General features: G+C 71.8%; 18 protein-coding genes. 11 read left to right on the plus strand and 7 right to left on the minus strand.

Features of this window, described 5'->3' with window-relative positions:
• Window positions 1-161 precede the first annotated feature (161 nt).
• Window positions 162-5,648 carry an ATP-binding protein gene (locus tag NZH93_RS11735; protein WP_259623025.1) on the plus strand — a complete coding sequence of 1,829 codons (5,487 nt, stop codon included), beginning with the start codon at window positions 162-164 and terminating at the stop codon, window positions 5,646-5,648.
• Between the two features lie 53 nt (window positions 5,649-5,701).
• On the opposite strand, the gene NZH93_RS11740 is transcribed toward NZH93_RS11735, so the two are convergent.
• Entirely contained in the window at window positions 5,702-7,060 is a 1,359-nt protein-coding gene (locus NZH93_RS11740; protein ID WP_259623026.1) for a DUF6297 family protein, read from the minus strand.
• Entirely contained in the window at window positions 7,057-7,662 is a 606-nt protein-coding gene (locus NZH93_RS11745) for an ABC transporter ATP-binding protein (protein ID WP_259623027.1), read from the minus strand. The genes NZH93_RS11740 and NZH93_RS11745 overlap by 4 nt, the downstream gene beginning before the upstream one ends.
• Window positions 7,663-8,749: 1,087 nt before the next feature.
• Here NZH93_RS11745 and NZH93_RS11750 point away from each other — a divergent pair.
• Entirely contained in the window at window positions 8,750-8,953 is a 204-nt protein-coding gene (locus NZH93_RS11750; RefSeq protein WP_259623028.1) for a hypothetical protein, read from the plus strand.
• 68 nt (window positions 8,954-9,021) lie between these two features.
• Window positions 9,022-9,750, plus strand: a complete 729-nt coding sequence (locus NZH93_RS11755) for a Crp/Fnr family transcriptional regulator (RefSeq protein ID WP_259623029.1) — start codon at window positions 9,022-9,024, stop codon at window positions 9,748-9,750.
• A gap of 42 nt (window positions 9,751-9,792) precedes the next feature.
• Here the strand turns inward: NZH93_RS11755 and htpG are convergent, their stop codons facing one another.
• Both htpG and NZH93_RS11765 read right to left on the minus strand, forming a co-directional pair.
• Entirely contained in the window at window positions 9,793-11,688 is a 1,896-nt protein-coding gene (gene htpG / locus NZH93_RS11760; RefSeq protein ID WP_259623030.1) for a molecular chaperone HtpG, read from the minus strand.
• A gap of 64 nt (window positions 11,689-11,752) precedes the next feature.
• On the minus strand, window positions 11,753-13,342 hold the full coding sequence (locus NZH93_RS11765; RefSeq protein ID WP_259623031.1) for a glycosyltransferase family 4 protein: 1,590 nt from the start codon (window positions 13,340-13,342) through the stop codon (window positions 11,753-11,755).
• 252 nt (window positions 13,343-13,594) lie between these two features.
• Here NZH93_RS11765 and NZH93_RS11770 point away from each other — a divergent pair, with 252 nt between their 5' ends.
• From NZH93_RS11770 to NZH93_RS11780, 3 genes are all read left to right on the plus strand, one after another.
• The gene (locus NZH93_RS11770; RefSeq protein WP_259623032.1) at window positions 13,595-14,905 is read left to right on the plus strand and encodes a glycosyltransferase; all 1,311 of its coding nucleotides are present in this window, start codon (window positions 13,595-13,597) and stop codon (window positions 14,903-14,905) included.
• A gap of 203 nt (window positions 14,906-15,108) precedes the next feature.
• Window positions 15,109-15,483 (plus strand): STAS domain-containing protein, encoded by a 375-nt coding sequence (locus tag NZH93_RS11775; protein ID WP_259623033.1) that lies wholly within the window; start codon window positions 15,109-15,111, stop codon window positions 15,481-15,483.
• A gap of 285 nt (window positions 15,484-15,768) precedes the next feature.
• On the plus strand, window positions 15,769-16,782 hold the full coding sequence (locus NZH93_RS11780) for a YdcF family protein (protein WP_259623034.1): 1,014 nt from the start codon (window positions 15,769-15,771) through the stop codon (window positions 16,780-16,782).
• Here NZH93_RS11780 and NZH93_RS11785 read toward each other — a convergent pair whose 3' ends face one another.
• Complete coding sequence (locus NZH93_RS11785; RefSeq protein ID WP_259623035.1) at window positions 16,783-18,216, minus strand: alpha/beta hydrolase; 1,434 nt, start codon at window positions 18,214-18,216, stop codon at window positions 16,783-16,785. It abuts the gene before it with no gap.
• 40 nt (window positions 18,217-18,256) lie between these two features.
• On the minus strand, window positions 18,257-19,333 hold the full coding sequence (locus tag NZH93_RS11790) for an acyltransferase family protein (protein WP_259623036.1): 1,077 nt from the start codon (window positions 19,331-19,333) through the stop codon (window positions 18,257-18,259).
• Between the two features lie 112 nt (window positions 19,334-19,445).
• Here NZH93_RS11790 and NZH93_RS11795 point away from each other — a divergent pair, with 112 nt between their 5' ends.
• Genes NZH93_RS11795 through NZH93_RS11805 form a run of 3 tightly spaced genes read left to right on the plus strand, consistent with a single transcriptional unit; the run spans window position 19,446 to window position 21,960 of the window.
• The gene (locus NZH93_RS11795) at window positions 19,446-20,123 is read left to right on the plus strand and encodes a response regulator (RefSeq protein ID WP_259623037.1); all 678 of its coding nucleotides are present in this window, start codon (window positions 19,446-19,448) and stop codon (window positions 20,121-20,123) included.
• The gene (locus tag NZH93_RS11800; protein WP_259623038.1) at window positions 20,120-21,487 is read left to right on the plus strand and encodes an ATP-binding protein; all 1,368 of its coding nucleotides are present in this window, start codon (window positions 20,120-20,122) and stop codon (window positions 21,485-21,487) included. Before NZH93_RS11795 ends, NZH93_RS11800 begins: the two co-directional genes overlap by 4 nt.
• Window positions 21,484-21,960, plus strand: a complete 477-nt coding sequence (locus tag NZH93_RS11805; RefSeq protein WP_259623039.1) for a hypothetical protein — start codon at window positions 21,484-21,486, stop codon at window positions 21,958-21,960. Before NZH93_RS11800 ends, NZH93_RS11805 begins: the two co-directional genes overlap by 4 nt.
• A 21-nt stretch (window positions 21,961-21,981) precedes the next feature.
• On the opposite strand, the gene NZH93_RS11810 is transcribed toward NZH93_RS11805, so the two are convergent.
• Window positions 21,982-22,248: a UBP-type zinc finger domain-containing protein gene (locus tag NZH93_RS11810; RefSeq protein ID WP_259623040.1), complete on the minus strand. Its 267-nt coding sequence runs from the start codon at window positions 22,246-22,248 to the stop codon at window positions 21,982-21,984.
• A 100-nt stretch (window positions 22,249-22,348) separates the two neighbouring features.
• On the opposite strand from NZH93_RS11810, the gene NZH93_RS11815 reads away from it, so the two are divergent.
• Window positions 22,349-24,046 carry an NAD(P)/FAD-dependent oxidoreductase gene (locus tag NZH93_RS11815; RefSeq protein ID WP_259623041.1) on the plus strand — a complete coding sequence of 566 codons (1,698 nt, stop codon included), beginning with the start codon at window positions 22,349-22,351 and terminating at the stop codon, window positions 24,044-24,046.
• A gap of 5 nt (window positions 24,047-24,051) precedes the next feature.
• Window positions 24,052-25,506, plus strand: a complete 1,455-nt coding sequence (locus NZH93_RS11820; RefSeq protein ID WP_259623150.1) for an ATP-binding protein — start codon at window positions 24,052-24,054, stop codon at window positions 25,504-25,506.
• Window position 25,507: the final 1 nt, after the last annotated feature.

Below are 25,507 nucleotides of genomic sequence, written 5' to 3' on the forward strand. Positions count from 1 at the left end.
TAGGGGTTGTCGGCGGCTCGCCTTTTGGCAGATCCTTACAACGCAGGGCACCTGACACGCGTTGCGATCGCCATACCTTGTACTAGTAGGCAGTCGAGAGTGTTGACTCCGTTGCGACGGCGACGGCCGTCCAGTTCGTCGTCTTTCGAAAGGCCCGATCAGTGTTCAGTCGTGTTGCCATCGTCAACCGTGGGGAAGCCGCGATGCGGCTCATCCACGCCGTTCGGGACCTATCCGCGGAGTTGGGGACACGGATCGAGACCGTCGCCCTGTACACCGACTCCGACCGGACGGCCACCTTCGTTCGGGAAGCCGACCTCGCCTACGACCTGGGCTTGGCGGCCGACCGCCCCTACCTCGACTACGCCGTGCTGAAGCGCGCGCTGGTCGAGACCGGCGCCGACGCGGCGTGGGTGGGCTGGGGCTTCGTCGCCGAGCACCCCGAGTTCGCCGAGCTGTGCGCCGAGATCGGCGTGACCTTCGTCGGTCCCAGTGGCGAAGCCATGCGCAAGCTCGGTGACAAGATCGGCTCGAAGCTGATCGCCGAGCAGGTCGGCGTGCCGGTGGCACCGTGGAGCGGTGGGCCGGTCGACTCGCTCGACGACGCGCTCAAGGCCGCGCAGGACATCGGCTACCCGCTGATGCTGAAGGCGACCGCAGGCGGTGGTGGCCGCGGCATCCGCATGGTCGCCTCCGAGGCGGAGCTGACCCAGGCGTACGACCTCACGCGCCAGGAGGCCGCCCGCGCCTTCGGCAGCGGCGTCGTCTTCCTGGAGCGCCTGGTCACGGGCGCGCGCCACGTCGAGGTGCAGGTGATCGCCGACGGGCAGGGCACCGCCTGGGCGCTGGGCGTGCGCGACTGCTCCGTGCAGCGGCGCAACCAGAAGATCATCGAGGAGTCCGCGTCCCCGGTGCTGGCGCCGGACCAGGTCGCCGACCTGAAGGCGTCCGCCGAGCGGCTCGTGCTCGCCGTGGACTACCAGGGCGCGGGCACCGTCGAGTTCCTCTACCACCCCGGTGAGAAGCTGTTCGCGTTCCTGGAGGTCAACACCCGCCTCCAGGTCGAGCACCCGATCACCGAGATCACCACCGGCGTCGACCTGGTGAAGGCCCAGTTGCACGTCGCGTCCGGCGGCAAGCTGGAGGGCTCCGCGCCCGCCGAGTGGGGTCACGCCGTGGAGGCCCGGCTCAACGCCGAGGACCCCGACCGCGACTTCGCGCCGTCGCCCGGCAAGATCGTCCGCCTCGCGCTGCCCAGCGGCCCCGGCATCCGGGTGGACACCGGGTTCAGCGAGGGCGACACGATCCCCGGCGACTTCGACTCGATGATCGCCAAGATCATCGCCCACGGCCGCGACCGCACCGAGGCGCTGGCCCGGCTGCGCCGCGCCATGACCGAGACGACGGTCATCATCGCGGGCGGCGTCACGAACAAGGGCTTCGTGCGCGACCTGCTCGACGAGCCCGCCGTGATCGACGGCTCCGCGGACACCGGCTGGATCGACCGCGTCCGCTCGCAGGGCGGCCTCGTCACGCACAAGAACTCGGCCGTCGCGCTGATCGCCGCGGCCATCGAGGCCTACGAGGACGAGGAGGCCGTCGCCCGGCAGCGCCTGCTGACCACCGCGCACGGCGGCCGTCCCCAGGCCCAGCACGAGACCGGCCGCGCGCTGGAGCTGAAGCTCCGCGACGTCGGCTACCGCGTCCAGGTGTCCCGCGTGGCCCCGCACAGCTTCCGCGTCGGCGTCTCCGCGAGCGGCGGCGCCGACCACACCGCCGACGTGGACGTCGAGCGCTTCGACCGCCACACCGGCCAGCTCATCGTCAACGGCGTCCGCTTCCGGGTGGTGACCGGCACGCACGGTCCCGTCCACCAGGTCGAGGTCGACGGCGTCACGCACCGCATCAGCCGCGACGAGGGCGGCGTCCTGCGCTCGCCCGTGCCCGCGCTGGTCGTGGCCACGCCGCTGACCGTCGGCGACGAGGTCGAGGCGGGCGCGCCGCTGCTCGTGCTGGAGAGCATGAAGATGGAGACGGTGCTGCGCGCGCCGTTCCGCGGTCGCCTGCGCGAGCTGGCGGTCCAGGTCGGCAGCCAGGTCGAGTCGGGCGCCCGCCTGCTCCGCCTGGAGCCGGTCGGCGACGGCGACGAGACCGCCTCGCCCGCCGCCGCGGTCCCGGCCGCCGCGCTGGAACTGCCCGCCGAGCAGCTCGACACCCCCGCCGACACGCGCGTCGCCCACGGCCTCCAGGGGCTGCGCAGCCTGCTGCTCGGCTTCGACGTCGACCCGGTCGACGCGGGCAGGCTGCTCAACGACTACCTCGCGGCCCGCAAGGACCTGACGAGCTCCGGCAGGCGCGCGCTGGCGGGGGAGAGCACGCTCGTGCAGCTCTTCGCCGACCTGTGCGAGCTGAGCCGCAACCGGCCCGTCGGCGAGGAGCGCAAGCCGGACTCCTCGGTGCACAGCCCGCGCGAGTACTTCCACACGTACCTCCAGAGCCTGGACGCCGACCGCGCGGGCCTGTCGGACAGCTTCCGCCAGCGCCTGACGCACGTGCTGTCGCACTACGGCGTCGACGGCCTCGACCGCACGCCGGAGCTGGAGGACGCGGTCTTCCGGATCTTCCTGGCCCAGCAGCGGTCCTCGTCCGACGTCGCGGTGATGACCACGCTGCTGCGCCAGTGGCTGTCCGAGGGCCCGCCCCCGGAGGCGGACCGGATCACCGTCGGCCTCGCGCTGGAGCACCTGGTCGCCGCCACGCAGGTCCGCTTCCCGGCGGTCGCCGACCTGGCCCGCGGCGTCGTGTTCGGCTGGTTCGCCCAGCCGCTGCTGCGCCGCACCCGCGCCAAGGTCTACGCGGGCGTCCGCAAGCAGCTCCGCCACCTCGACGTGAACCCGAACGCCGAGGACCGCGCCGAGCGGATCTCCACTATGGTCGCCAGCGCCGAGCCGCTGGTGCGCCTGGTCGGCCAGCGCATCGGCCGCGACGGAGCGGACCCGAAGGCGCTGCTGGAGGTCCTGACCCGCCGCTACTACGGCAACCGCGCGCTGAGCGACGTCCGGGCGGTGGAGGTGGACGGCTGCACGTTCGTCGTCGCCGAGCACCGGACCGAAGCCGGTGCCGGTCGCGTGGTCACCACCGCCGTCGACTTCACCGCGCTGCCCGCGGCCGTGCGGGCGGTCAACGGGTTCGCCGGGGACGGCGACGTGGTCGCGGACCTCTACCTGGCGTGGGCCGACGGCCCCACGGACCCCGACGCGATGGCCTCGAAGCTCCAGGACGTGCTGGCCGCCCAGCAGCCGTCGGAGCGGATCGGCCGCATCACCACGACCGTCGCGGGCAACAGCGGCGCCGTGATGCACCACCACTTCACGTTCCGCCCGTCGCCGGAGGGCTTCACCGAGGAGCGCCTGCTCCGCGGCCTGCACCCGCGCATCGCCGAGCGGATGCAACTGGAGCGGCTGCGCGCGTTCGACCTCACCCGGCTGGCGTCGCCGGACGAGGAGGTCTACCTCTTCCGCGCCACGGCGAAGCAGAACCCGTCCGACGAGCGCCTCGTGGTGTTGGGCCAGGTCCGCGACCTGACCCCGCTGCGCGACGACGAGGGCAGGCTCGTGGCGCTGCCCGCCGCCGAGGACATCCTCGCGACCTGCCTCGACGCGATCCGCCGGGCGAAGAAGCCGGGCGCCAAGAAGTCCGCGACCAACCGCATCGTCATCTACGTGTGGCCGCCGACCGACCTCAGCCCGGAGGAGCTGAACGTCGTCGCCCGGCGCGTCATGCCGACGACCGCGGGGGCGGACCTCGAAGAGGTGCTGTTCCTGGGCCGCCGCCGCGACCCCGCGTCCGGTGAGCTGGTCGACATCGCCGTCCGCATCGGGTACGACGTCGGCGCGGGCGTCCGGCTGTCCGTGGTGCTGCCGCCGACCGAGCCCGTCGAGCCCCTCGACGACTACCGCCAGGAGGTGCTGCGCGCCCACAGCCGCGGCACCGTGTACCCGTACGAGCTGACCGGCATGCTGGCCGGGCCGTTCGGCTCGTTCCAGGAGTACGACCTGGACTCGTCGACCGGCAAGCTCGTCGCCACCGACCGGCCGCGCGGTGGCAACACCGCCGCGCTCGTCGCCGGTGTCGTCACCACGCCGACCTCGCGCCACCCGCAGGGCATGGCCCGCGTCGTGCTGCTGGGCGACCCGACGAAGGCGCTCGGCGCGCTGTCCGAACCGGAGTGCGCCCGCGTCATCGCCGCGCTCGACCTGGCCGAGGAGCTCCAGGTCCCGCTGGAGTGGTTCGCGCTCTCGGCGGGCGCCCGGATCTCGATGGACTCGGGCACCGAGAACATGGACTGGGTCGCGGCGGCGCTCAAGCGGATCGTCACCTTCACCCAGGACGGCGGCGAGATCAACATCGTCGTCGCGGGCATCAACGTCGGCGCCCAGCCGTACTGGAACGCCGAAGCCACGATGCTCATGCACACCAAGGGCATCCTGGTCATGACGCCCGACTCCGCGATGGTCCTCACCGGCAAGCAGTCGCTGGACTTCTCCGGCGGCGTCTCGGCCGAGGACAACCACGGCATCGGCGGCTACGACCGCATCATGGGCCCGAACGGCCAGGCCCAGTACTGGGCCCCGGACCTGCGCGCCGCGCGTGAAGTGCTGATGTCGCACTACGACCACAGCTACGTCGCGCCCGGCGAGTCCGGTCCCCGGTCGACCACCACGACCGACCCGGTCGACCGCGACGTGTCGCCGTTCCCGCACGCCGTGCCGGACAGCGAGTTCACGACGGTCGGCCAGATCTTCTCGTCCGAGTTCAACCCGGACCGCAAGAAGCCGTTCGACATCCGCACGGTGATGCGCGCGCTGTCCGACCAGGACCACCCGGTGCTGGAGCGGTGGGCGGGCATGGCGGACGCGGAGACTGCGGCCGTGCAGGACGTCCACCTCGGTGGCCGCCCGGTGTGCCTGCTGGGCATCGAGTCCCGCTCCGTGCCGCGCCGCGGCTTCCCCCCCACCGACGGCCCGGACACCTACACCGCGGGCACGCTGTTCCCGCGGTCGTCGAAGAAGGCCGCTCGCGCCATCAACGCGGCCAGCGGCAACCGGCCCCTCGTGGTGCTGGCGAACCTGTCCGGCTTCGACGGCTCGCCTGAGTCGATGCGCAAGCTCCAGTTGGAGTACGGGGCGGAGATCGGCCGCGCGGTGGTGAACTTCGAGGGCCCCATCGTGTTCTGCGTGATCTCGCGGTACCACGGCGGCGCGTTCGTGGTGTTCTCCAAGGCGTTGAACCCGAACATGACCGTGCTCGCGGTCGAGGGCTCGTTCGCCTCGGTGATCGGCGGCGCCCCCGCCGCGGCCGTGGTGTTCGCCCGCGACGTCGACAAGCGGACCGGCAACGACCCGCGCGTCCGCGAGGCCGAGGCGCTGGTGGCAGGCTCGTCCGGTGGCGAGAGGGCGTCGTTGGCCGCCGAACTGGCCGACGTCCGCCAGTCGGTGCGGTCGGAGAAGCTCTCCGAAGTGGCCACCGAGTTCGACCGCGTGCACAGCGTTCAGCGCGCCGTGGACGTCGGCTCGGTCGACGCGATCATCAGTTGCGCCGAACTCCGGCCGAGGATCATCGCGGCCATCGGTGGCGAACCGGCGTAGTTCCACTCCACCGAACGGGCCGGGTCCACAGTGGACCCGGCCCGTTCGGCGTCCTAGAAGGACAGGTGAACCACGGCGACGACCACCAGCAGTCCCGGTCCGCGCAGCAGGCGGGCGATGAGGCCGATCGGCATGGTGCCCATCGGGGTGTCCAGGAGTGGGGAGTCGTACGCCATCGGGGGTTTGGTGGCGCCGCGGTAGACGGCGGCCACGGCTCCCACCGCGGACAGCGCCAGGTGCCCTGCGGGCACGACCGGGGTCGCGAGGGTCCACAGCAGGGCGGTGGTGGCGGGCAGGACGAGGTGCAGCAGGCGCAGTTCGGGGTCCGAGCCGCCCAGCGCGCGGCGCAGCGCGGCCGATCCGCTGACCAGCCGCAGCCCTCTGGCGAAGCGGTCGGCGACCAGGAACAGGCAGCCGAGTTGGACCACGGCCACGACGGGTGGGGCGGTGAGGTGGCCTGCCAGGTAGGGCACCGGCAGCAGGCCGAGGAAGACCAGCGCGCCGAGGGGGTGTCGGGTGTGGCGGAGCAGGTCGGCGCGCAGCAGGGCCCGGCGCCTGCCGCCGGAGAAGCGGATCGACCGGACCGCGCCCGTCGCGCGCGCCTGGCGGAGCACCACCGTGCCGGACAGCAGCGCCGGGTCCAGGAACGTGGTCGCGGTGGCCGTGACCGCGGCGACCTCGGCGCCGTCGGACAGCGCGCTCCTGGTCATCCTGGCGAGCATCCGATGGGCGTGCCACGTCGCCGCCGTCGCGAGGACGAACGCCGCACCCGCCGGAAGCAGGATCGGCACAGGCGGCGGCCAGGGGAGTGACGGCACCGCCGCCAGCACGGCGGTGAACACGGCCAGACAGCCGATCAGCGCGGTGATCCCGGCGCGGGCCCTGGAGGTTCGTCGTCGGCTCGCCTGCGCCTCGACGAGCGCGGCGGTGATGAGCACGCCGATCGGCGCGCCCAGGAGCGCGGAGGGGAGCGAGACCGTCGCGCCCAGCACCGCGCCCACGACCGCCGCGGCGGCGATCAGGACGGCGAACCTGGGCGCCAGCAACCGCTTCCGGTCCACCGGTGAGCTGAGGAGCCACGTCCGCGCCGCGGGCGAGACCAGCACCGGCCCCACCGCCATCGCCGCTCGGCACAGGAGCGCGACCGCGAGCAGCGCCGCCGTGAGGACCGTCCACCGGAGCAGGTCCGGTGCCTGCGGCGGGCCCGCCGTCGCCACCCGCTCCAGCCCGGAGTTCACCGCCGAGACGAGCAGGCCACCGACGATGACGACGTAGAGGGCCTGGCCGTAGAGGTCCGAGAGGCGGGCGGTCAGGGGACGCGGGTCGGCCCGGTAGCGGCGGAGCGCGCGCCTCAGGTCGGCGGCGGTGGTCGTGGGCTCCGGCCGGTCGTCGACGGGTGTCCGGCCGGTCATGCGCCGAGGTCGACGTGCTGGTCGGCGACCGCGTCGCGCAGCCCGACGTCGTGGGTGGCCAGCAGGATCGCCGTGCCGGAGGCCTTCTCGGCGGCGAGCCGGTCGGCCAGCCACTCGCGACCCGCCGCGTCCAGGCGCTGCTCCGGTTCGTCCAGCACCAGCAGCCTCCGAGGTCGGATCAGGCACGAGGCGAGTGCCAGCCGCCGTCGCTGCCCGCTCGACAGCGTCGCGGGGAGCTGGTCGCTAACGCCCTCCAGCCCCAGTTCCGCGAGCACCTCGTCCACCCCACCGCCGCCGTGCGCGTGGGCGTGGAGGTCGAGGTGCTCCACGACGGACAGGTCGGGGAAGAAGTCGAAGTCGTCCAGCACCGACGCCACCGCTGCCCGGACCCCCGGATCGGACTCCCGCAGCACTGCCCCGTCGAGGCTGACGGTGCCCGAATCCGCTTCGGCCGAACCCACGACGCAGTGCAGCAACGTCGACTTGCCCGCCCCGTTCGGGCCGATCACCGCCGTGGCCTCACCAGGACGCACGGTGAACGACACGCCGCGCAGCACGGTCAGGCCGCCGTAGGCCTTGGTCAGGTCGCGCACTTCCAACACGGGGCCGACGTTATCGGACGGCGTTCGTTCGGCGTGGCGGAGGTAGGTGGGTCTTCCGTGCCTCCCGGTCGGCATTTCGCGAATCCGAATTAGCCGTAGAGTTGATCATGTAATTTTCCAGGTTCGCGACACGCTCTACAAGGTGGTTCTGCCGGAGAGTACGCACGATTGCGGAGATTTACGTCAGTACAGTCGTACTGAAATGCGGTGTTCCGCGACGGGAGAGCGCTTCCATCTGGAATCGGTCCATTGTCGCGAATTCACCCGGGATCGCTGGGGATGATGAAAAGCTCATTAGTGGCGCACATCACCGTGCGAGGAGCTGTGGGGTTCGGTGGTCACGACCGGCGGCCCTCGCGCTCCTGGGGAGCGCCGCGCACCGGCGGGAGTGCTGTGGCCGCAGCGGGTCGCTGTTGGCCCAACGACCCGCTGCGGCGCCCGAGCTGCCCAGGTCAACGGGACGGTGCCACGGGATCTGCCCCGCCCTCCGTCACGACGAAGAGAGGTTCGCCCGTCACGGTAGACCAGGGGCCACCCGGCGACCACCGGTCCCGGAGCCGCGTCCGGTCGGCGGGAACTCCGGCCTCTGTGGACGGCGGAGTCGCCTCTTGCCACGTGGCGGGGCGTCCACGCACAATTGCGCCCACGGTCGCGGTGGCGTTGAGTCGCGGTCCGTGTATAACCGATCGAGTGAATGGGGCCGAGTAGGCTTCAGTTCTTCGCCGTGATGTGCGCAGGTGTTCGGAAAAACGCGTCGGATCGTGGTGTTCGGTCACCCGCGCGCTACGATTTCGAACAACGCGGTCCGAAGTGGTGAGCGGCAGCGGTGTCGCCGGGTTGGTCCCCGGTGGACAGCCGTTCACCGCGTCGGGCCGGTCGAACGTGAAATCCCAAATCCCAGGTCAACAACGAGACGAAGTGGAAAGACCCCCGTGATCGCCCCTGCCCGCCGGGAGTGCCCGCGCCCGCGGCACCGCCCCTGACCGAACCGCGCCTCCCCAACCACGGCGCCGCACCTCCCCCTTCCAGTGCCGTGACCGCCGAGCGGTCACGGCACTGCACGACACCCGATTCCGGAGAGAACCGCATGACGAACCCCGTGCCGCCCATCACCGAGCGAGCAGCACTGCTGCTGGTGGCGGCCATCCTGTGCGCGCTGGTCATGGGCGTGCTGGCGTTCCTGGCGTTCGGCAACGTCCCGGTGGCGGTCATCGCCGGCCTGACGGCGTTCGGCGGCGCGTTCGCCTTCCTCCACGCGCACGTCCGCCCGAACGACGACGGGCGCGACTAGCCCCGACGACCACCACCGACCTGCCCGCCCGCCCGGCGGGTGCCACGAGAGCGGGAACGAAAAGAGCCATGAGCACGAGCGGAATCCACGCGTACGCCGGTACGCCGTGGCCGAGTGACGTCTTCCTGTCGCTGCTCGACAGGCCGGAGCACGACGAGCTGTGGACCATCGGCCGACCGCGCAGGCACCGGGCGGGGGACCGGATCGCGGAGCAGTTCGCGCGGCCCGACTCGGTCGCCGTCGTGCTGACGGGGTACGTGAAGACCGTCCGCGCGGCGCGGGCGGGCAGCAGACCGATGATGGTCGCCCTCTCCGGACCCGGCGACCTGCTGGGCGCGGAGGCGCACTGGACGGGCAAGCCGAGGCACGCGGGGCACGTCTCCTCGAAGGACGGTGACGTGCTGGTCGTCGGGAGGGAGGCCTTCACAGCGTTCCTGGAGAACCCCGCGGCCCACAGGGCCTTCACGGACGTGGTCGTGCGGCGGACAGTCCTGCGCGACGCGTCCCTCTCGTTCGCCACCCACAAGGTCAACATCCGGCTCCTCGCCTTCCTGGCGCGGATGGAGGCCCTGTACGGCGAGCGGACCGAGCGGGGTGTCCTGCTGGACCTCGGGTTGAACTGCGACGACGTCAGCTCGGCCATCGGCGCGTCCATCCCGGCCGTCACCAAGGCGTTGAAGGAGCTGAAGGACGACGGGGTGCTGACCGTGCACCCCAGGAAGGTCCTGATCCACGAGAACCTCAAGCGCGTGCTGGACAGGGCCTGCGAGGCGGAAGCCGACGAGGTCCAGAGGTGACCCGGTGGGGCGCGGATCCTCGCGCGCCCCACCAGGACCCGGTCAGAGCGAGTGCTGCAACCGCTGCGCCATCAGCCTGATGAAGCGTGACGGGTCGGCCAGTTCGCCGCCCTCGGCGATCAGGGCCATGCCGTACAGGAGTTCCGCCGTCTCGGCGACGGCCTCGTCGTCGGGGCGGGTCTCGTGCGCGGTGCGCAGGCCCGTGACGAGCGGGTGGGTCGGGTTCAGCTCCAGGACGCGCTTCTGCTTCGGCACCTCCTGGCCCATGGCCCGGTACATCTTCTCCAGCGTCGGCGTGATGTCGTGGGAGTCGCCGACGATGCACGCGGGGGACGTGGTCAGGCGCGACGAGAGCCGCACCTCCTTCACGTTCTCCGAGAGCGTGGTCGTCATCCACGTCATCAGGTCGGCGAAGTCCTTCTTCGCCTCGGCGTTCTTCTCCTCGTCCTCGTCCTTGCCGAGGTCGACCTCACCCTTGGCGATGGACTGGAACTGCTTGCCGTCGAAGCCGTTGACGGCGTCGACCCACATCTCGTCGATCGGGTCCGTGAGGACCAGCACCTCGAAGCCCTTGGCCTGGAAGGCCTCCATGTGCGGCGAGTTCTCGATGATGGAGCGGGACTCGCCGGTCAGGTAGTAGATGTCGGACTGGCCGTCCTTCATCCGCGCCACGTAGTCCTTCAGCGTGGTGGGCGCCTCGGCGTCGTGGGTCGACGCGAACGACGCGATCTCCAGGATCGAGTCGCGGTTGTCGACGTCGTCGAGGAGGCCCTCCTTGACGGCCTTGCCGAACTCGGTCCAGAACTTCGCGTAGTTCTCGGCGTTGTCGGCCATCATCGTCTTGACCGTCTGGAGGACCTTCTTCACCAGGCGGCGGCGGATCATCCGGATCTGCCGGTCCTGCTGGAGGATCTCGCGGGAGACGTTGAGCGACAGGTCCTGCGCGTCGACGACACCCTTCACGAAGCGCAGGTACTCCGGCATCAGCGCTTCGCAGTCGTCCATGATGAAGACGCGCTTGACGTAGAGCTGCACGCCGCGCTTGCGCTCGCGCATGAAGAGGTCCAGCGGCGCCTGCGACGGGATGAACAGCAGCGCCTGGTACTCGAACGTGCCCTCCGCCTGGATGCGGAAGGTCTCCAGCGGGTCGTTCCAGTCGTGGCTGATGTGCTTGTAGAACTCGTTGTACTCGGACTGCTCGACCTCGCTGCTGGAGCGGGCCCAGAGCGCCTTCATCGAGTTCACCGTCTCCAGCGCGGGTTCCGCGCCCTCCTCGGTGTGCAGCTCGACCATCTTCACCGGCCAGGTGATGAAGTCCGAGTACCGCTTGACGATCTCGCGGACCTTGTGCGTCGACGTGTAGTCGAACAGGTGGTCCTCGGTGTCCTCCGGCTTGAGGTGCAGCGTCACGGTCGTGCCCTGCGGCGCGTCCTCGACGGGCTCGATCGTGTAGGTGCCCTCGCCCTCGGACTCCCAGCGCACGCCCTCGGACGTGCCCGCGCGGCGCGAGACGAGGGTGACCTTGTCCGCGACCATGAAGCTGGAGTAGAACCCGACGCCGAACTGGCCGATCAGGTCCTGCGACCCGGCGGCGTCCTTGGACTCCTTGACCTTCTTCAGGAACTCCGCGGTACCGGACTTCGCGATCGTGCCGATCAGCGCGATGACGTCGTCGCGGGACATGCCGATGCCGTTGTCCCGCACGGACAGCGTGCGCTGCTCGGCGTCGACCGCGATCTCGACGTGCAGGTCGTCGGTGTCGGCGTTCAGGTCCTTGTCGCGGAACGATTCCAGGCGCAACTTGTCCAACGCGTCTGAGGCGTTGGACACGAGTTCCCGCAGGAAGACGTCCTTGTTCGAGTAGATCGAGTGGATCATCAGTTGGAGGAGCTGGCGCGCCTCGGACTGGAACTCGAATGTCTGGGTCGGCGTGGTCACGTTCGGCGATGTTACCGAAGCGCCCCCGGTGATCGTGTGCGGATCGGGAGTTCGGCGTCGCGCGCTACCCCCTGTCCGCAGAACTCGGGTCGCCCGCCCGCGCCTGGCCGAGGTAGACGCGGGCGAACGAGCCCGCGACGCGGTCGATCGGGAACCGCTCGCGCACCGTCGCCCGGCCTGCCTCGGCCACCGCACGGGTCGCCCCGCCCAGCGCGACGACCTCCCGCAGCCGCGCGCCGAGCCGTTCGGCGGTGGACGTGTCGGCGAGGAACCCGTTGCGGCCGTCCTCCACGTAGTGGGGCAGCCCGCCGCGCCGGGGGCCGACCACCAGCAGCCCGGCCTCCATCGCCTCCAGCACGGCGATGCCGAACTCCTCCTTGGCACTGGAACACGCGTAGAGGTGCGGCGACGGCGAGGGCAGGGCCTGGACCAGCGTGTGCTCCAGTTCGCGCACCTTCCCGTTCGGCCAGGCGGGCAGCACGGCCAGCCGTCCGCGCGCCTCCGGCACCGACGCGGCGAGCGCCAGCACCTCGTCCAGCACGGCCTGCTCGTCGGGGGTGCGCGCGGTGACCGACCCGCCGATCAGCACCAGCGCCGTCGACCGGTGCAGGCCCGCCCCCAGCCACGCCCGCACCAGCACGGTCTGCTGCTTCACCGGGTGCAGGCGGCCGACGTTGAGCAGCACGGGCAGGCCCCGCGCCGAGTCGTCGAGCCGCGGGAACACCCTGGACGGCTCGAACAGCTCGCGCACCAGCGCGGGCCGCGCCGTCCCGGCCACCGGCGCGATGCCCTCCTCGACGGCCACGGCGCGGCGGTGCTCCAGTTGCGGGAAGTGCTCTACCAGCTCGTCGTCCCGCCCGCCGATGGTGACCAGCGCGTCGGCGCGCTCGACCAGCCGGTCCGCCACCCCCACGCGGTGAAGGTCGAACCGCAGCGCGTCGGTGTCCGCCCCCTCCTCGGGGTACCGCTCGGCCAGGTGGCGGTGCGGATCCGGGGTCAGCGTGAACACCACGCGCGCGCCCAGCAGCCGGGCCGCGTCGGCCACCGCGAGGGAACCGTCGTCGGAGTACCGGACGTGCACGACGTCGGGGCTCAACCCGTGACGGGACAGCAGCGCGCGGACCCACCAGGTGATCGCGGCCCGGTGCCCGCCCATCTCCTGCTGGCTCAACGCGACGGGGGAGTCCACCGGCACGTGCACGGTCCAGTGCTCCCGGTCGTCCGCGCGTTCCACGACGATCGCCGTGGGGTTCGCCGCGAGCACGATCGTCACGACCCGGCCGACGTCGTCGCGGTCGGCCAGCGCGTCGCCCAGCGACCGCAGGAACACCCCGAGCCCACCGCTGGCCCCCTCACCGGGCTGCCCGGTGCCGCCGATCAGCATCGCCTGCGCCACCGTCGGCCCGTCCACCGGAGCGGCCGGGGGTGGCGACCAGTCGGCCAGGAGGTCCAGCAGCAGCTTCTCGTACGGCGATCCGGGGTCGCCCTGCACCGGCAGGCCCAGCGAGTGCAGGTACCGCCACAGCGGGGCGCGCTCGCCGACGGACCGCGCCTCGTCGGCGGTCAGCGGCGCCAGCCCGTGGAGGGCGGCGAGGTCCAGCAGCCACCCGGTGACGGGTTCGCCGGGGCGGTCGAGCAGGGTTCTCCGCAGCACGGTCCCGAAGTCGCCTTTTAGCAGCTCCGGAACGAGGTCGCACAACAGGGAGAACGCCGCAGGTGACGGGGCTCGAACGAGGTCCCCGAGCGCCTGTTCCGGCGAGGGGAGCGGGGGTGGTCCGCCCAGGCGGAGTCGACGGTCTTCCAGCGCTCGCAGCACATCCGGGTGTGATCGCACGCACGACGTTCGAACCGGACGGACGTCCGGATCGAACAAAACCCTGTTATCCCAAGGAAAGTGAGGTGGGCCATGCCCCGCGCCGTGGTGATCAGCCCGCCGTTCAGGTCGCACGCGCAGCCGCTGTCCGTTCTGGCCCGCTCGTTGTGCGGAGCCGGTGTGGACGTGGTATTCGCGTCCACACCGGAGTTCGCGGACTTGGCCGGGGGACTGGACTTCGTGCCGTTGCGCACGACCAGGAACGCCAACACGGGGATCGCGCAGAACACCGTGCAGGACTCCGGGTCCACGCGCAGGCTCGACGAGTTCCTCGACTCCACCAGGCGTGGCGCCGTGCCCGCGCTGCTGACGCAGACGGCACACCGCCGGGCCGACGTGCTGGCCTCGCCGGAGGAGGTGCTGGCGGACGTCGCCGCCCTGCACGAGCGCCTGCGGCCGGACTGGTACCTGGTCGACCAGCTCAACTACGCCGCGACGCTGGCGCTGCACGCGCTGGGGCTGCCGTACGCGTCGTTCTGCCCCGGCCACCCGACCTACCTGGTGGCCCGCGACGACCAGTACTTCGGCCTGCCGCAGCTCTGGCCGTCCGCCGTCGCTCCGACGGACCTGGCCGAGCTGCGCGAGGCGACCCGGCTCACCGACCTCCGGTTCACCGAGCTGTTCGCCGACTTCCTCCGGCGCCACGCGCCGCGGCGGCCCGTGCCGCGCCGGGCGTTCGCGCTGACGTCACCGCACGCGGCCGTCCTCAACTACCCCCGGTTCCCCTGGCTGCCGCCGCTGCCCGAGGAGCCCGACCTGGTTTTCCTGGGGCACTGCACCGAACCCGCCCGGCTCGACGAGGCCTGGGCGGCCCGGCTCACCGGCCGCCGGGTGGTGCTCATCGCGCTGGGCACGTTCCTGTCCGCTCGGGACGACGTCCTGCGGACCGCCGTGACGGGCGCGCTGGGCATCCCGGACGTGACCGTCGTCGTCGCGGCGGGCGCGCGCGTCGAGGCGCTGGCGGACCTCGCCGCCGACCCCCGCGTGGTGCTGGAAGCGGAGGTGCCGCAACGGGCCCTGCTCCCGCACGTGCACGCGCTCGTGCACCACGGCGGCAACAACACGTTCACCGAGGCGCTGGAGGCGGGCGTGCCCGCGCTGGTCCTGCCGTTCTCCAGCGACCAGTTCTGCGTCGCCCACGACGCCGAGCGGTCGGGCGCGGGCGTGTGCCTGGACCCGAACGCCCTCACCGCGTCTCAGGTGGAGACCGCGTTGCGCGGCCTGCTCGGCGGTGGCGGCACGCCGGGGCTGCTCGCCCTGCGGGACGAGGTGCGCGCCGCGGGACCGGATCGCGGCGCCGCGGCGCTGGTCGACGTGCTGGACCGGAAGGTGGCCGCACGATGACCTCCCCGCGCCCGTCGGTCCACTTCGGACAGTCGTCGGGGCGCGGCGTCCACCGGCCGGTCGCGGTGCTGCGCGATCGGGCTAAGCAGGCCGGGTGAACGTGGCCTCGCGGCGTTGTGGGGTGAGCTGGTGCCCGATATGGTCCTCTCCCTCTGACGGGGGTTCAAGTGCGCCCTTCGGCTGGAATGTCCTTGGGGTGCACCATGTCCGATCCGGTAGAGGTCGAGCCGCTGGTCGTGGACGGCCAGGCGTTGACCATCCGCGTGTGCCGGGGCAGTCGAAGCGCCATCGTCGCGGTCGAGGGCGAGTCCGACTCCGCCAGCGCCCACCGCCTCGGCCGCGAGTTGAGAGCGCTGTGCGCCCAGTACACCCTGGTCGTCGTGGACTGCCTCGGGCTGCGGTTCCTCGGGTCCACCGGCCTCACCGTCGTGCTCGACGCCCACCTCCACGCCAAGGCCCGCGGCAACGTACTGAGACTCGTCGTCAGCACCCCGGCGGTGCTCGCGGTGCTCCGCGTGTCGCGCATGGACCAGGACCTGGAAGTGTTCGGCACCATGAACGACGCCCTGACGACCTGACTTCCACGCAGCGGTGAATTTCCTGCCGGGCAAAGCTTTTCGGGTGGGTTGCACTGTTGGTGGTGTGCTTTGTGGCTTCAGTGTTGAATGAATCTTGGTAACCGGATCGCGAATGGACGGAGACCGCGAGGACGTGGCGGCTGGTCCACAACGGACCGGCCACACGGCGGGCGGGGTCCGATGCAACCGCACCCGTGCCGTGACCAGGTGTGACCGGTGGTGTTCCGGCAGGTGGTCCGTCCCCCGTCTGGTCTAATGATCACCTCGACCTCGGAGGGCTCCCACATGACCACGGCCAGCGTCTACAGCTACGGCATCGCGCTGCTGTGGTTCCTGTTCTTCCTGGTCAGCTTCATCCGCGACCGGCGGAGGCTGCGCAACGGCGTCTACCTGTTCCTGTCCCTGGTGTTCCTCGGCTTCGGCCTGCTGATGACGTTGGCGTCGGTCTCCTCGACGGCGGCGAGCATCGTGGTCATCGCGGTCGTGGTGCTGATCCCGCTGCTGATCGTGGGCCTCGCGGTGTTCCTGGTCGCGAACGGTGTGACGATGGTCCGCCGTGAAGGTCTGCGGCCGGTGAACCTGCTGTCGCTGGCGGCCGGGTTGGGGATCTTCGCGTTCGTGGTGTTCCAGGCGGTGCGGCAGGCCGTCGACTGGCCGCCGCTCGGGGTCGTCGGCGACGTCATGACGGGGCTGCTGGCGTACCTCGGGTTCCTGTTCGCGTGCTTCCTGCTGTACTCGTTCGTCTACGGCCGGATCCGCCCGAAGCGGGGTGTCGACTTCATCGTGGTGCTGGGCGCGGGCCTGATCGGGGAGAGAGTGCCGCCGCTGCTCGCGAGCAGGCTGGAGCGGGGGCGGACGGCGTTCGACGCGGCGGTCGCGCGGGGTGTGGAGCCGGCGCTGATCACCTCGGGCGGCCAGGGGCCGGGGGAGGACGTGCCGGAGGCGGTCGCCATGGCCGAGTACCTGGTGTCCAGGGGCGTCGACCGGGAGCGGGTGCTGCTGGAGGACCGGTCGACGACGACGTGGGAGAACCTGACGTTCAGCAAGGAGATCATGGTCGAGCAGCGGCCGGACTACCGCTGCCTGGTCGTCACCAACAACTTCCACGTCCTGCGGGCCGCGCTGCTGGCGCGCAAGGCGAAGCTGAACGGCCAGGTCATCGGCTCGCCGACGGCCTGGTACTTCTGGCCGACCGCGACGCTGCGGGAGTTCGTCGCGATCCTCGTGGAGCACTGGGTGGTCAACGGGGTGATCGGCCTGCTGATCGTCCTGGCCGCCGTGCTGCCCGCGATCGGCTGATCACGGCGTCGGCTCGACGGCCGGGCACGACGCGCCCTCGGCTGGCGTGCGCAGGGTGAACAGGTACGTCTCCGCCACGCCGCGCGTGCAGTCGCTGCGGTCGTAGGCGATGTGGCCCCAGCCGTCGTAGGTGAGCAGGGCGGTGTGCGCGGGGGCCTGCCGGTGGATGCTCTTCGCCCACGCGTAGGGCGTGGCCGGGTCGTGGCGGGAGTTCATGATCAGGATCTTCGGGCCGGTGCGGATGGTCAGCCGGTGCGGCGGGTTGGCGGGCGGGCCGGTGACGCCCGCGCACGACATCGCCTCGTCGTGGCCGAGGTCGCTGCCGCGCGTGGTCGGGGCGAGCCGCAGTTCCTCGGCCCGCAGCCGTGCGTAGTCCCGGTGGTCCCGGACGCGCAGCGAGAAGTCCTGGCAGACGGTGGCCAGCCGGACGGCGAGGTAGTTGTACTCGAACGCCGCCGACAGCGGTGGCTTCTCCGCCGCCAGGTCCGACACGTACTGGGCGATCTCCGCCCACGCGGGCTGGTACAGCATGTTGTGGACCAACCCGATGAAGCTCGCCCGGCCCCAGCCGACGGCGTCCGCGCCGTCCAGCGCGTCCTCCCAGGTCGCGCGGACGTCCCGGCCGTGCACCGCGCAGGTCGGCGTGCGGTCGCACCACTTCACGAACTCGGTGAACGCCGCCTCGACGGAGGCCGCCCGGTCGTTGACGAACCGGCGGGTGTCCGCGCTGTGGTCGACGGTGCTGTCCAGGATCATCGACCGCAGGTGACCGCCGAAGCGCTCCGCGTACGCCTGGCCGAGCACCGTGCCGTAGGAGAGGCCGACGTAGTTGACCTTCCGCTCGCCCAGCGCCCGCCGGAGCGCGTCCAGGTCCCGGGCGGACTGCCCGGCGTCGGCGTGGTCGAACACCGGACCGCTGCGCGCCCGGCAGTCCGCGATCAGCGCCCGGTTGTGCGCCACCAGCGCGTCGAACCCGGCCTGGTCCACCGGGTCGGTCGACGGGCCGTGCCCCAGCAGGTCCTCCGAGCAGCGGACGAACGCGCTGTCGCCGGTCCCGCGCTGGTCGAACCCGACGACGTCGAACCGCGCCCGCACCTCGGGGCCGAACAGCGCCAACGCTTGCGCGAACGCCGCTCCCGAGCCGCCCGGCCCGCCGGGATCGGCGACGATCACGCCGATGCGCCGCGCCGGGTCCGTCGCCGTGCGGCGCGAGACGGCGAGGTCGAACGACTCCCCGCGCGGTTCGGCCCAGTCGACCGGCACCCGGAGCGTGCCGCACTCGGCCTCCGGGACCTCGGGGCAGGCGTGCCACGCGATGGCGGGTGGGCTCCACCCGGTGTCCGCGTGCGCGGCGGTGGCCCCGGCCACGAGCGCCACGCAGGAGAGTGCCGTTCCGAGCACGCGCAGGATCGACCGCACGGGGTCCTCCACCATCGTCGCCCACGAGATCCGACGGGGGATTGTCGCGAGTCGATCACGTGACGCGCAAGCGTGGTGAGACGGAGTTCCGCCGGGCCACGACGCGGCGGCCGACGGCGATCATCGGCAGCTCGACCGCCCGGTGCAGGACGTGGGCCAGTCCCAGCGCCACGAGCAGCACCACGACCGGGCGCGCGCCGCCGAACGACCCGACCAGCGCGACGGCCCCGCCCGCCACGCCCTGCACGAGGTACAGCGAGTAGGAGCGTTCGCCCACGAACCGCAGCGGGCGCGTGGACAGCGCCTGCCGCACCGGCCACCCCGAGACCACGGCGGGCAGCAGGAAGGCGCACGCGACGGCGTACACCGGTGTCACCGCCATGGATCCCGGCACGCCGAACCACTCGCCCAGCACCGGGGCCGCGGTGCGCACGGACAGGTGCGCGGCCACGAACGCGAGGCTGACGCAGGTCGAGGCGACGGGACCGGTCAACGGGCGGACGAGCGCGTAGCCGCGCGGGTGGTGCAGGACGAGCGCGACCACGCACCCCACCAGGATGGAGAAGTAGCCCAGGGTCCAGTTCGGCGACGCCTGCCCGAGCGTGAACGGCAGCAGCGCGAGCGCCAGGACCAGGCCCGCCGCCGCGACGCCGAACCGCCGCGCCGACGAGGCCGCCCCGGCGAACGCCAGCAGTGGCCACAGCAGGTAGAACTTCTGCTCGGTGCCCAGCGTCCACGAGTGCCCGTAGGGGTTGTTCTGGGTGAACTCGTTGAAGAACGTGAGCTGCAACGGGAGCGCGGCCCGCAGACCGCTGCTGGTGACCGTCCCGGCGATCAGGCAGCCGACGACGATCGCGGCGAGCACGAGGAAGTAGACCGGCAGGATGCGGAACGCCCGGCGCAGGTAGAAGTCCACCAGCGACACCCGTCCGGCGCGGTCGTGCTCGCGCAGCAGCAACGTCGTGATCAGGAACCCCGACAGCACGAAGAACAGGTGCACGCCGATCCAGCCCTGGAGGATCTCGGGGCCGTCGAAGTGGAACAGCACCACGAGGACCGCGGCGATGGCCCGCAGGCCGTCGAGCGCGGGGAACCGCCGCGTGGCGAGGTAGTCGGAATGGGTCGGTGTCATGTGGAGCAGCTTCCGCAGCGAGCTTCCCGATCTCGTCGGGGTCGTGTCAGGGTTTCGCTACAGAACCCTGAACACCGGAAACGCCGTGTCGGCCGCGGTCCATACTCCTGCCGTGGCTCGTGTGCTGTTGATCGAGGACGACCAGGCGGTCCGGAGCGCCCTGGAGTTCGCCCTGCGCCGTCACGGACACCAGGTGTCCGCGGCGGCGAGCGGGGAGGACGGGGTGGCGCTGGTGCGGGAGGAGGTACCGGACATCGTGGTGCTGGACGTGATGCTGCCGGGGATCGACGGGTTCGAGGTGTGCAGGCGGGTGCGGGCGATGGGGGAGGTGCCCGTGGTCATGCTCACCGCTCGCGGTGACGACTTCGACGTCGTCGGCGGGCTGGAGGCGGGAGCGGACGACTACGTCGTCAAACCCGTGGAGCCGCGGGTGCTCGACGCGCGGCTGAGGGCGGTGCTGCGGCGGATCGACCGCGAGAACACCCGCAGCACCAGCGTTTTCGGTGACCTGGTCATCGACCGGGCGGCGCTGACCGTCCACAAGGGAGGCGTGCAGGTGGGGTTGACGCCGACGGAGCTGCGGCTACTCCTGGAGCTGTCGCGGTCACCGGGTCAGGTCCTGTCGCGCGAGCAACTGCTGAAGTCGGTGTGGGACCACGACTACCTCGGGGACTCCCGGCTCGTCGACGCGTGCGTGCAGCGGTTGCGGCTCAAGGTCGAGGACGTGCCGTCCGCGCCGGTGTTCGTGCGGACCGTCCGGGGCTTCGGCTACCGGTTCGGGCCGCTGTGAGGCTCGGTCTGCGTGCGCGGCTGCTGATCGCGTTCACGCTGGTGTCGGTGTTCACCGGAGCCGTCGTCGCCGCAGGCTCCTACCTCCAGGTGCGCGACGTGGTGCTGTCGTCGGCGCAGGACCGGATGGTGGAGAGGCTCCGCTCGGACGTCGAGCGGTCGGCCGGCATCGACCACTCGCCGTCCGGCGCCGAACTCGTCGCGCTGGCCAACCGGTTGAAGGCGGTGGTGGTGTTCGGGAACAGCCACGCGGACGGCAACGGGATCACGTTCGGCGACCTCCCGCGCGACCTGCGGGAGCGGGTGCGGGACACCGGCAGGCTGATGGTGCAGCGGGCGGAGGTCGACGGCTCCCCGCACGCCTTCGTCGGCGCGCCGCTGAACTTCGGCCGCGCGGGCGAGACCGGCATCGAGGTGTACCGGCGGCAGGACCTCGGTGCGCAGCGCGACGAGATCGCCGCGCTCCCGGAGTCGTCGCTGCTGCTGGTCCTCGTGTCGCTGGTGCCCGCGTTCGTGCTGGCCCTGCTCGCGGCGCGCGGGGTGCTGAGGCCGGTGCGCGAGCTCCGCACGGGCGCGCGCCGGGTCGCGGACGGCGGGTTGGACACCCGGTTGGCCGTCCGGGGCTCCGACGAGCTGGCGGACCTGGTGCGCACGTTCAACACGATGACCGCCGAGCTGGAGCGCACGGTCGCCGAGCTGCGGCGGATGGAGGAGGGGTCGCGGCGGTTCGTGGCGGACGTGTCGCACGAGCTGCGCACGCCGCTGACGGCGATGACGGCCGTCGCGGAAGCGCTCGACGACGCGTCGCTGACCGGGGACGCGGCGACCGCCGCGGGCATGGTGAGCACCGAGACGAGGAAGTTGGGGACGCTGGTGGAGGAGCTGATCGAGATCTCCCGGTTCGACGCCGGGGTGGCCGCGCTGCGGCCGGAGCCGGTGGACCTCGTGGTGCTGGTGACCGGGACACTGGCCGCGCGGGGGTGGACCGACCAGGTGGACGTGGTGGCACCCGTGACGCTGGTGTCCGAAGTGGACCGCAGGCGGATCGACGTGGTGGTGGCGAACCTGGTCGGCAACGCGCTGCGGCACGGCGCCCGGCCGGTCTTCGTCGAGCTGACCGGGACGGAGGACGAGGTCGTGCTGGTGGTCACCGACGACGGGCCTGGGCTGGACGACGACGTGACCCCGCTGGTGTTCGAGCGGTTCTACAAGGCCGATTCCGCGCGGGCCCGGTCGGAGGGCAGCGGGCTCGGACTGGCCATCGCGTGGGAGAACACCCGGCTGCACGGCGGTTCCCTCGAGGCCGGGAACGCGCCGGGCACGGGGGCGCGGTTCACCGTGCGACTGCCCAGGAGCCGGTCGTGATCCGTCGCGCGGCCGTCGCGCTCCTGCTCGTGCCGGTCCTGGCGGGGTGCGGCATCACGCAGACCGAGCCGTTCTACTACGGCGATCCACCCGCCATGACCGAGGTGGACGGGGTGCGGGTGACGTTCCGGCTGGAGGGCAAGAAGTTCCACGTGCTGCGGGCCGGGTCGCCGGACCGGTCGCCCGCCGAACGCCTCGACCTGCTGTTCGCGGGCCCGACCGCGGCCGAACGGGCCGCGGGCGTCTTCACCGCGCTGCCGGACGGCTACCGGATCGCCACCCCGCCGACGGAGGTCCGCGACAACCGGATCGTGGTCGAGGTCGCCCACGAGGGAGGGGTCGACCTCGACCGGTTCAGCGACGTGGCGGGCGAGCAGATCGCCTGCTCGGCGACCCCTCCCCGCGTCGCCAGGGACGTCACGGCGGTGGTGCGCGCCCCGGACGGCTCCGAGCGGGGCCCGTTCTACTGCTAGCGGGCAACCGCGCGGCCGGGGTCAGACGGTCGTCTGGTCGACGAAGCACCAGCGCCAGGTCTCGCCGGGCTCGAACGACCGGATGACCGGGTGCCCGGATTCGGCCGCGTGCTTGCTCGCGTGCTTCGCGGGTGAGGAGTCGCAGCACCCGACCTTGCCGCAGGAGAGGCAGAGTCGCAGGTGGACCCAGCGGCCGCCGCCCGCGAGGCAGTCCTCGCACCCGTCGAGCGTGCTCGGTTCCGGCGCCTCGCCGAGCTCGGCGGCGTGCTCGCAGGTGACGGCGGTCATGGGTGCTCCTCGCGTCGGTGGTCGTCCCGAGCAGAACTTACGCCCAGGGCAGACGGGTGTGCAGATGACGGCGGCCGGTCGCGCTGCTTGACTGGGCGGCATGACGACACCCCCGCCCGCCGAGACCGCCAGGGTCTCGCGACCCTCGATCCTCACGGTGGACGACGACCCCAGCGTGTCCAGGGCCGTCGCACGGGACCTGCGCAGGCACTACGGCGAGACCTACCGGATCGTCCGCGCGGAGTCCGGCGCCCAAGCCCTCGAAGCGCTGCGGGAGATCAAGCTGCGCGGCGAGGAGGTGGCCGCGCTGCTCGCGGACTACCGGATGCCGCGGATGAGCGGCATCGAGTTCCTCGAAGAGGCCATGGACCTGTTCCCGCAGGCCAGGCGGGTACTGCTGACCGCGTACGCCGACACCGAGGCCGCGATCCAGGCCATCAACGTGGTCGACCTCGACCACTACCTGTTCAAGCCGTGGGACCCGCCGGAGGAGAAGCTCTACCCGGTGCTGGACGAGCTGCTGCACGCCTGGTCGGTGACCGACCGGCAGCCCGCGCGGCAGGTCAGGGTCGTCGGGCACCGCTGGTCGCCGCGCTCCTACGAGGTGCGCGACTTCCTGGCGCGCAACTCCGTGCCGTTCCGCTGGCACTCGCTCGACGACGGCGACTGCGAGGCCGCGCGCCTGCTCGCCGCGGCGGGCCTGGACGGCTCGGACCTGCCCGTGGTCGTGACGCCGGAGGGTGAGCCGCTGGTCCGGCCGACGGACGCCGAGCTGGCCGCGCGCGTCGGGTTGAGCACGCAGCCGTCCGCGGACTTCTACGACCTGATCGTGGTCGGCGGCGGCCCGGCGGGCTTGGGCGCCGCGGTGTACGGCGGCTCGGAAGGCCTGCGGACCGTGCTGGTCGAGCGCGTGGCCACCGGCGGCCAGGCGGGCACCAGCAGCCGGATCGAGAACTACCTCGGCTTCCCGGACGGCGTGTCCGGCGAGCAGCTCACCGAACGGGCGCGCAGGCAGGCGTTGAAGTTCGACGTGGAGATGCTGACCACCCGCGACGTGGTGGCGCTGGAGCAGCGCGGGGCCGCGCGGGTCGTGAGGTTCGACGACGGCACGGAACTGGCCGCGCACACGGTGATCCTGGCGACCGGCGTGTCCTACCGGATGCTCGGCGCGCCCGGCCTGGACCACCTGGCGGGCCGGGGCGTGTTCTACGGCGCGGCCACCACCGAGGGCCCGAGTTGCGCCGGCCAGGACGTCTACCTCGTCGGTGGCGCGAACTCCGCGGGCCAGGCGGCCATGTACTTCTCCCGCCACGCCCGCCGCGTCGTGCTGGTGATCCGCGCCGACTCGCTGGACCGCTCGATGTCGCGCTACCTGATCGACCAGCTCGCGGGCGTGCCGAACATCGAGGTCCGCACCTGCACGGAGGTCGTCGGCGGCACCGGCGACGACCACCTGGAGTCGTTGACGCTGCTGCACAACGCGACCGGCGAGAAGACCACCGTCGAGGCGTCCTGGCTGTTCGCCTTCATCGGCGCCGCGCCCCGCACGGACTGGCTGGAGGGGACGGTGTCGCGCGACGAGCGCGGGTTCCTCCTCGCGGGCCCGGACCTGACCGCGGACGGCGGCGCACCCGACGGCTGGGCCCTCGACCGGCCGCCGTACCACCTGGAGACCAGCGTGCCCGGCGTGTTCGTCGCGGGCGACGTGCGCGCCGACTCGGTGAAGCGCGTGGCGTCGGCCGTCGGCGAGGGCGCGATGGCCGTGACGCTGGTGCACCGCTACCTGGAGAGGTCGTGACGGCCGTGTCGAACCTGACCGCGGACGAGCTGCGGGAGCTGTTCCTGTTCGAACACCTCTCGGAGGACCAGTTGGCCTGGCTGGTGGAGCACGGCCAGGTGGAGACCCGCGCGGCGGGCGTCCCCGTGCACACCGAGGGTGAACCGGCGACGTGCTTCTTCGTGCTGCTGGAAGGCACGATCGCGTTGTGCCGCAACGTCGGCGGACAGCGGGTGGAGACGAGCCGCACGGACCACCGCGGCTCGTACTTCGGCGCCACGCAGGCGTACCTGCGGGGCGAGGTGCAGCCGTCGCCGACCTACCGGATGACCGTGGAGTCCATCACGGACACCGTGATGTACCAGTTGGACGCCGACGAGTTCGGTCCCGCCATCCGCGAGTGGTTCCCGATGGCCATGCACCTGCTGGAGGGCCTGTTCCTCGGGATGCAGACCACCCAGCGCATCGTCAACGACCGCGAACGCCTGCTGGCGCTCGGATCGCTGTCGGCCGGCCTGACGCACGAGCTGAACAACCCGGCCGCGGCGGCGGTCCGGGCGACGGCCGCGCTGCGCGAGCGGGTCGCCGGGATGCGGCACAAGCTGGCGATGCTCGCCAGCGGCAAGATCGACCCGGAAACCCTGCCCGCGCTGGTGAAGCTCCAGGAGAACGCCGTCGAGCGCGTCGCCAAGGCCCCGAAGCTCGGGCCGCTGGAGACCAACGACCGCGAGGACGAGGTCGGCGACTGGCTGGAGGACCACGGCGTCCGGGGCGGCTGGGACCTGGCCCCGACGCTGGTGGCGGGCGGCCTGGACGTCGAGTGGCTGGACGAGGCCGCGAGCCTGTGCCCGAACTCGGCGACGGAGGCGGCCGTCCGCTGGCTCGCCTACACCGTCGAGACCGAGACGCTGATGAACGAGATCGAGGACGCCACCACCAGGGTGTCCACGCTCGTCGGCGCGGCCAAGCAGTACTCGCAACTCGACCGCGCGCCGTTCCAGGTCGTCGACGTGCACGAACTGCTCGACTCCACGCTCGTCATGCTCGGCAGCAAGATCCCCGAGGGCGTCCACGTGGTGAAGGACTACGACCGCTCGCTCCCCCCGATCCCCGCGTTCGCGGGCGAGCTGAACCAGGTGTGGACGAACCTCGTCGACAACGCGCTGGGCGCCATGCGCGGCACCGGCACCCTGACCGTCCGCACGTCCCGCCTGGACGACCGGGTGGTCGTGGAGATCGGCGACACCGGCACCGGCATCCCACCGGAGGTGAAGGGCCGCATCTTCGAACCGTTCTTCACCACGAAGGCCGTCGGCGAGGGCACCGGCCTCGGGCTGGAGATCTCGTGGCGGATCGTCGTGAAGAAGCACCACGGCGACATCCTGGTCGACTCCGAACCGGGCGACACGCGGTTCCGGGTGCTGCTGCCGCTGGAGGTGCCGGTGCGGGTCGGGCTGACGGCGATCGACCTGGACGAGTAGG

This window comes from Umezawaea endophytica, from assembly GCF_025061645.1.
Classification (GTDB): Bacteria; Actinomycetota; Actinomycetes; order Mycobacteriales; family Pseudonocardiaceae; genus Umezawaea; species Umezawaea endophytica.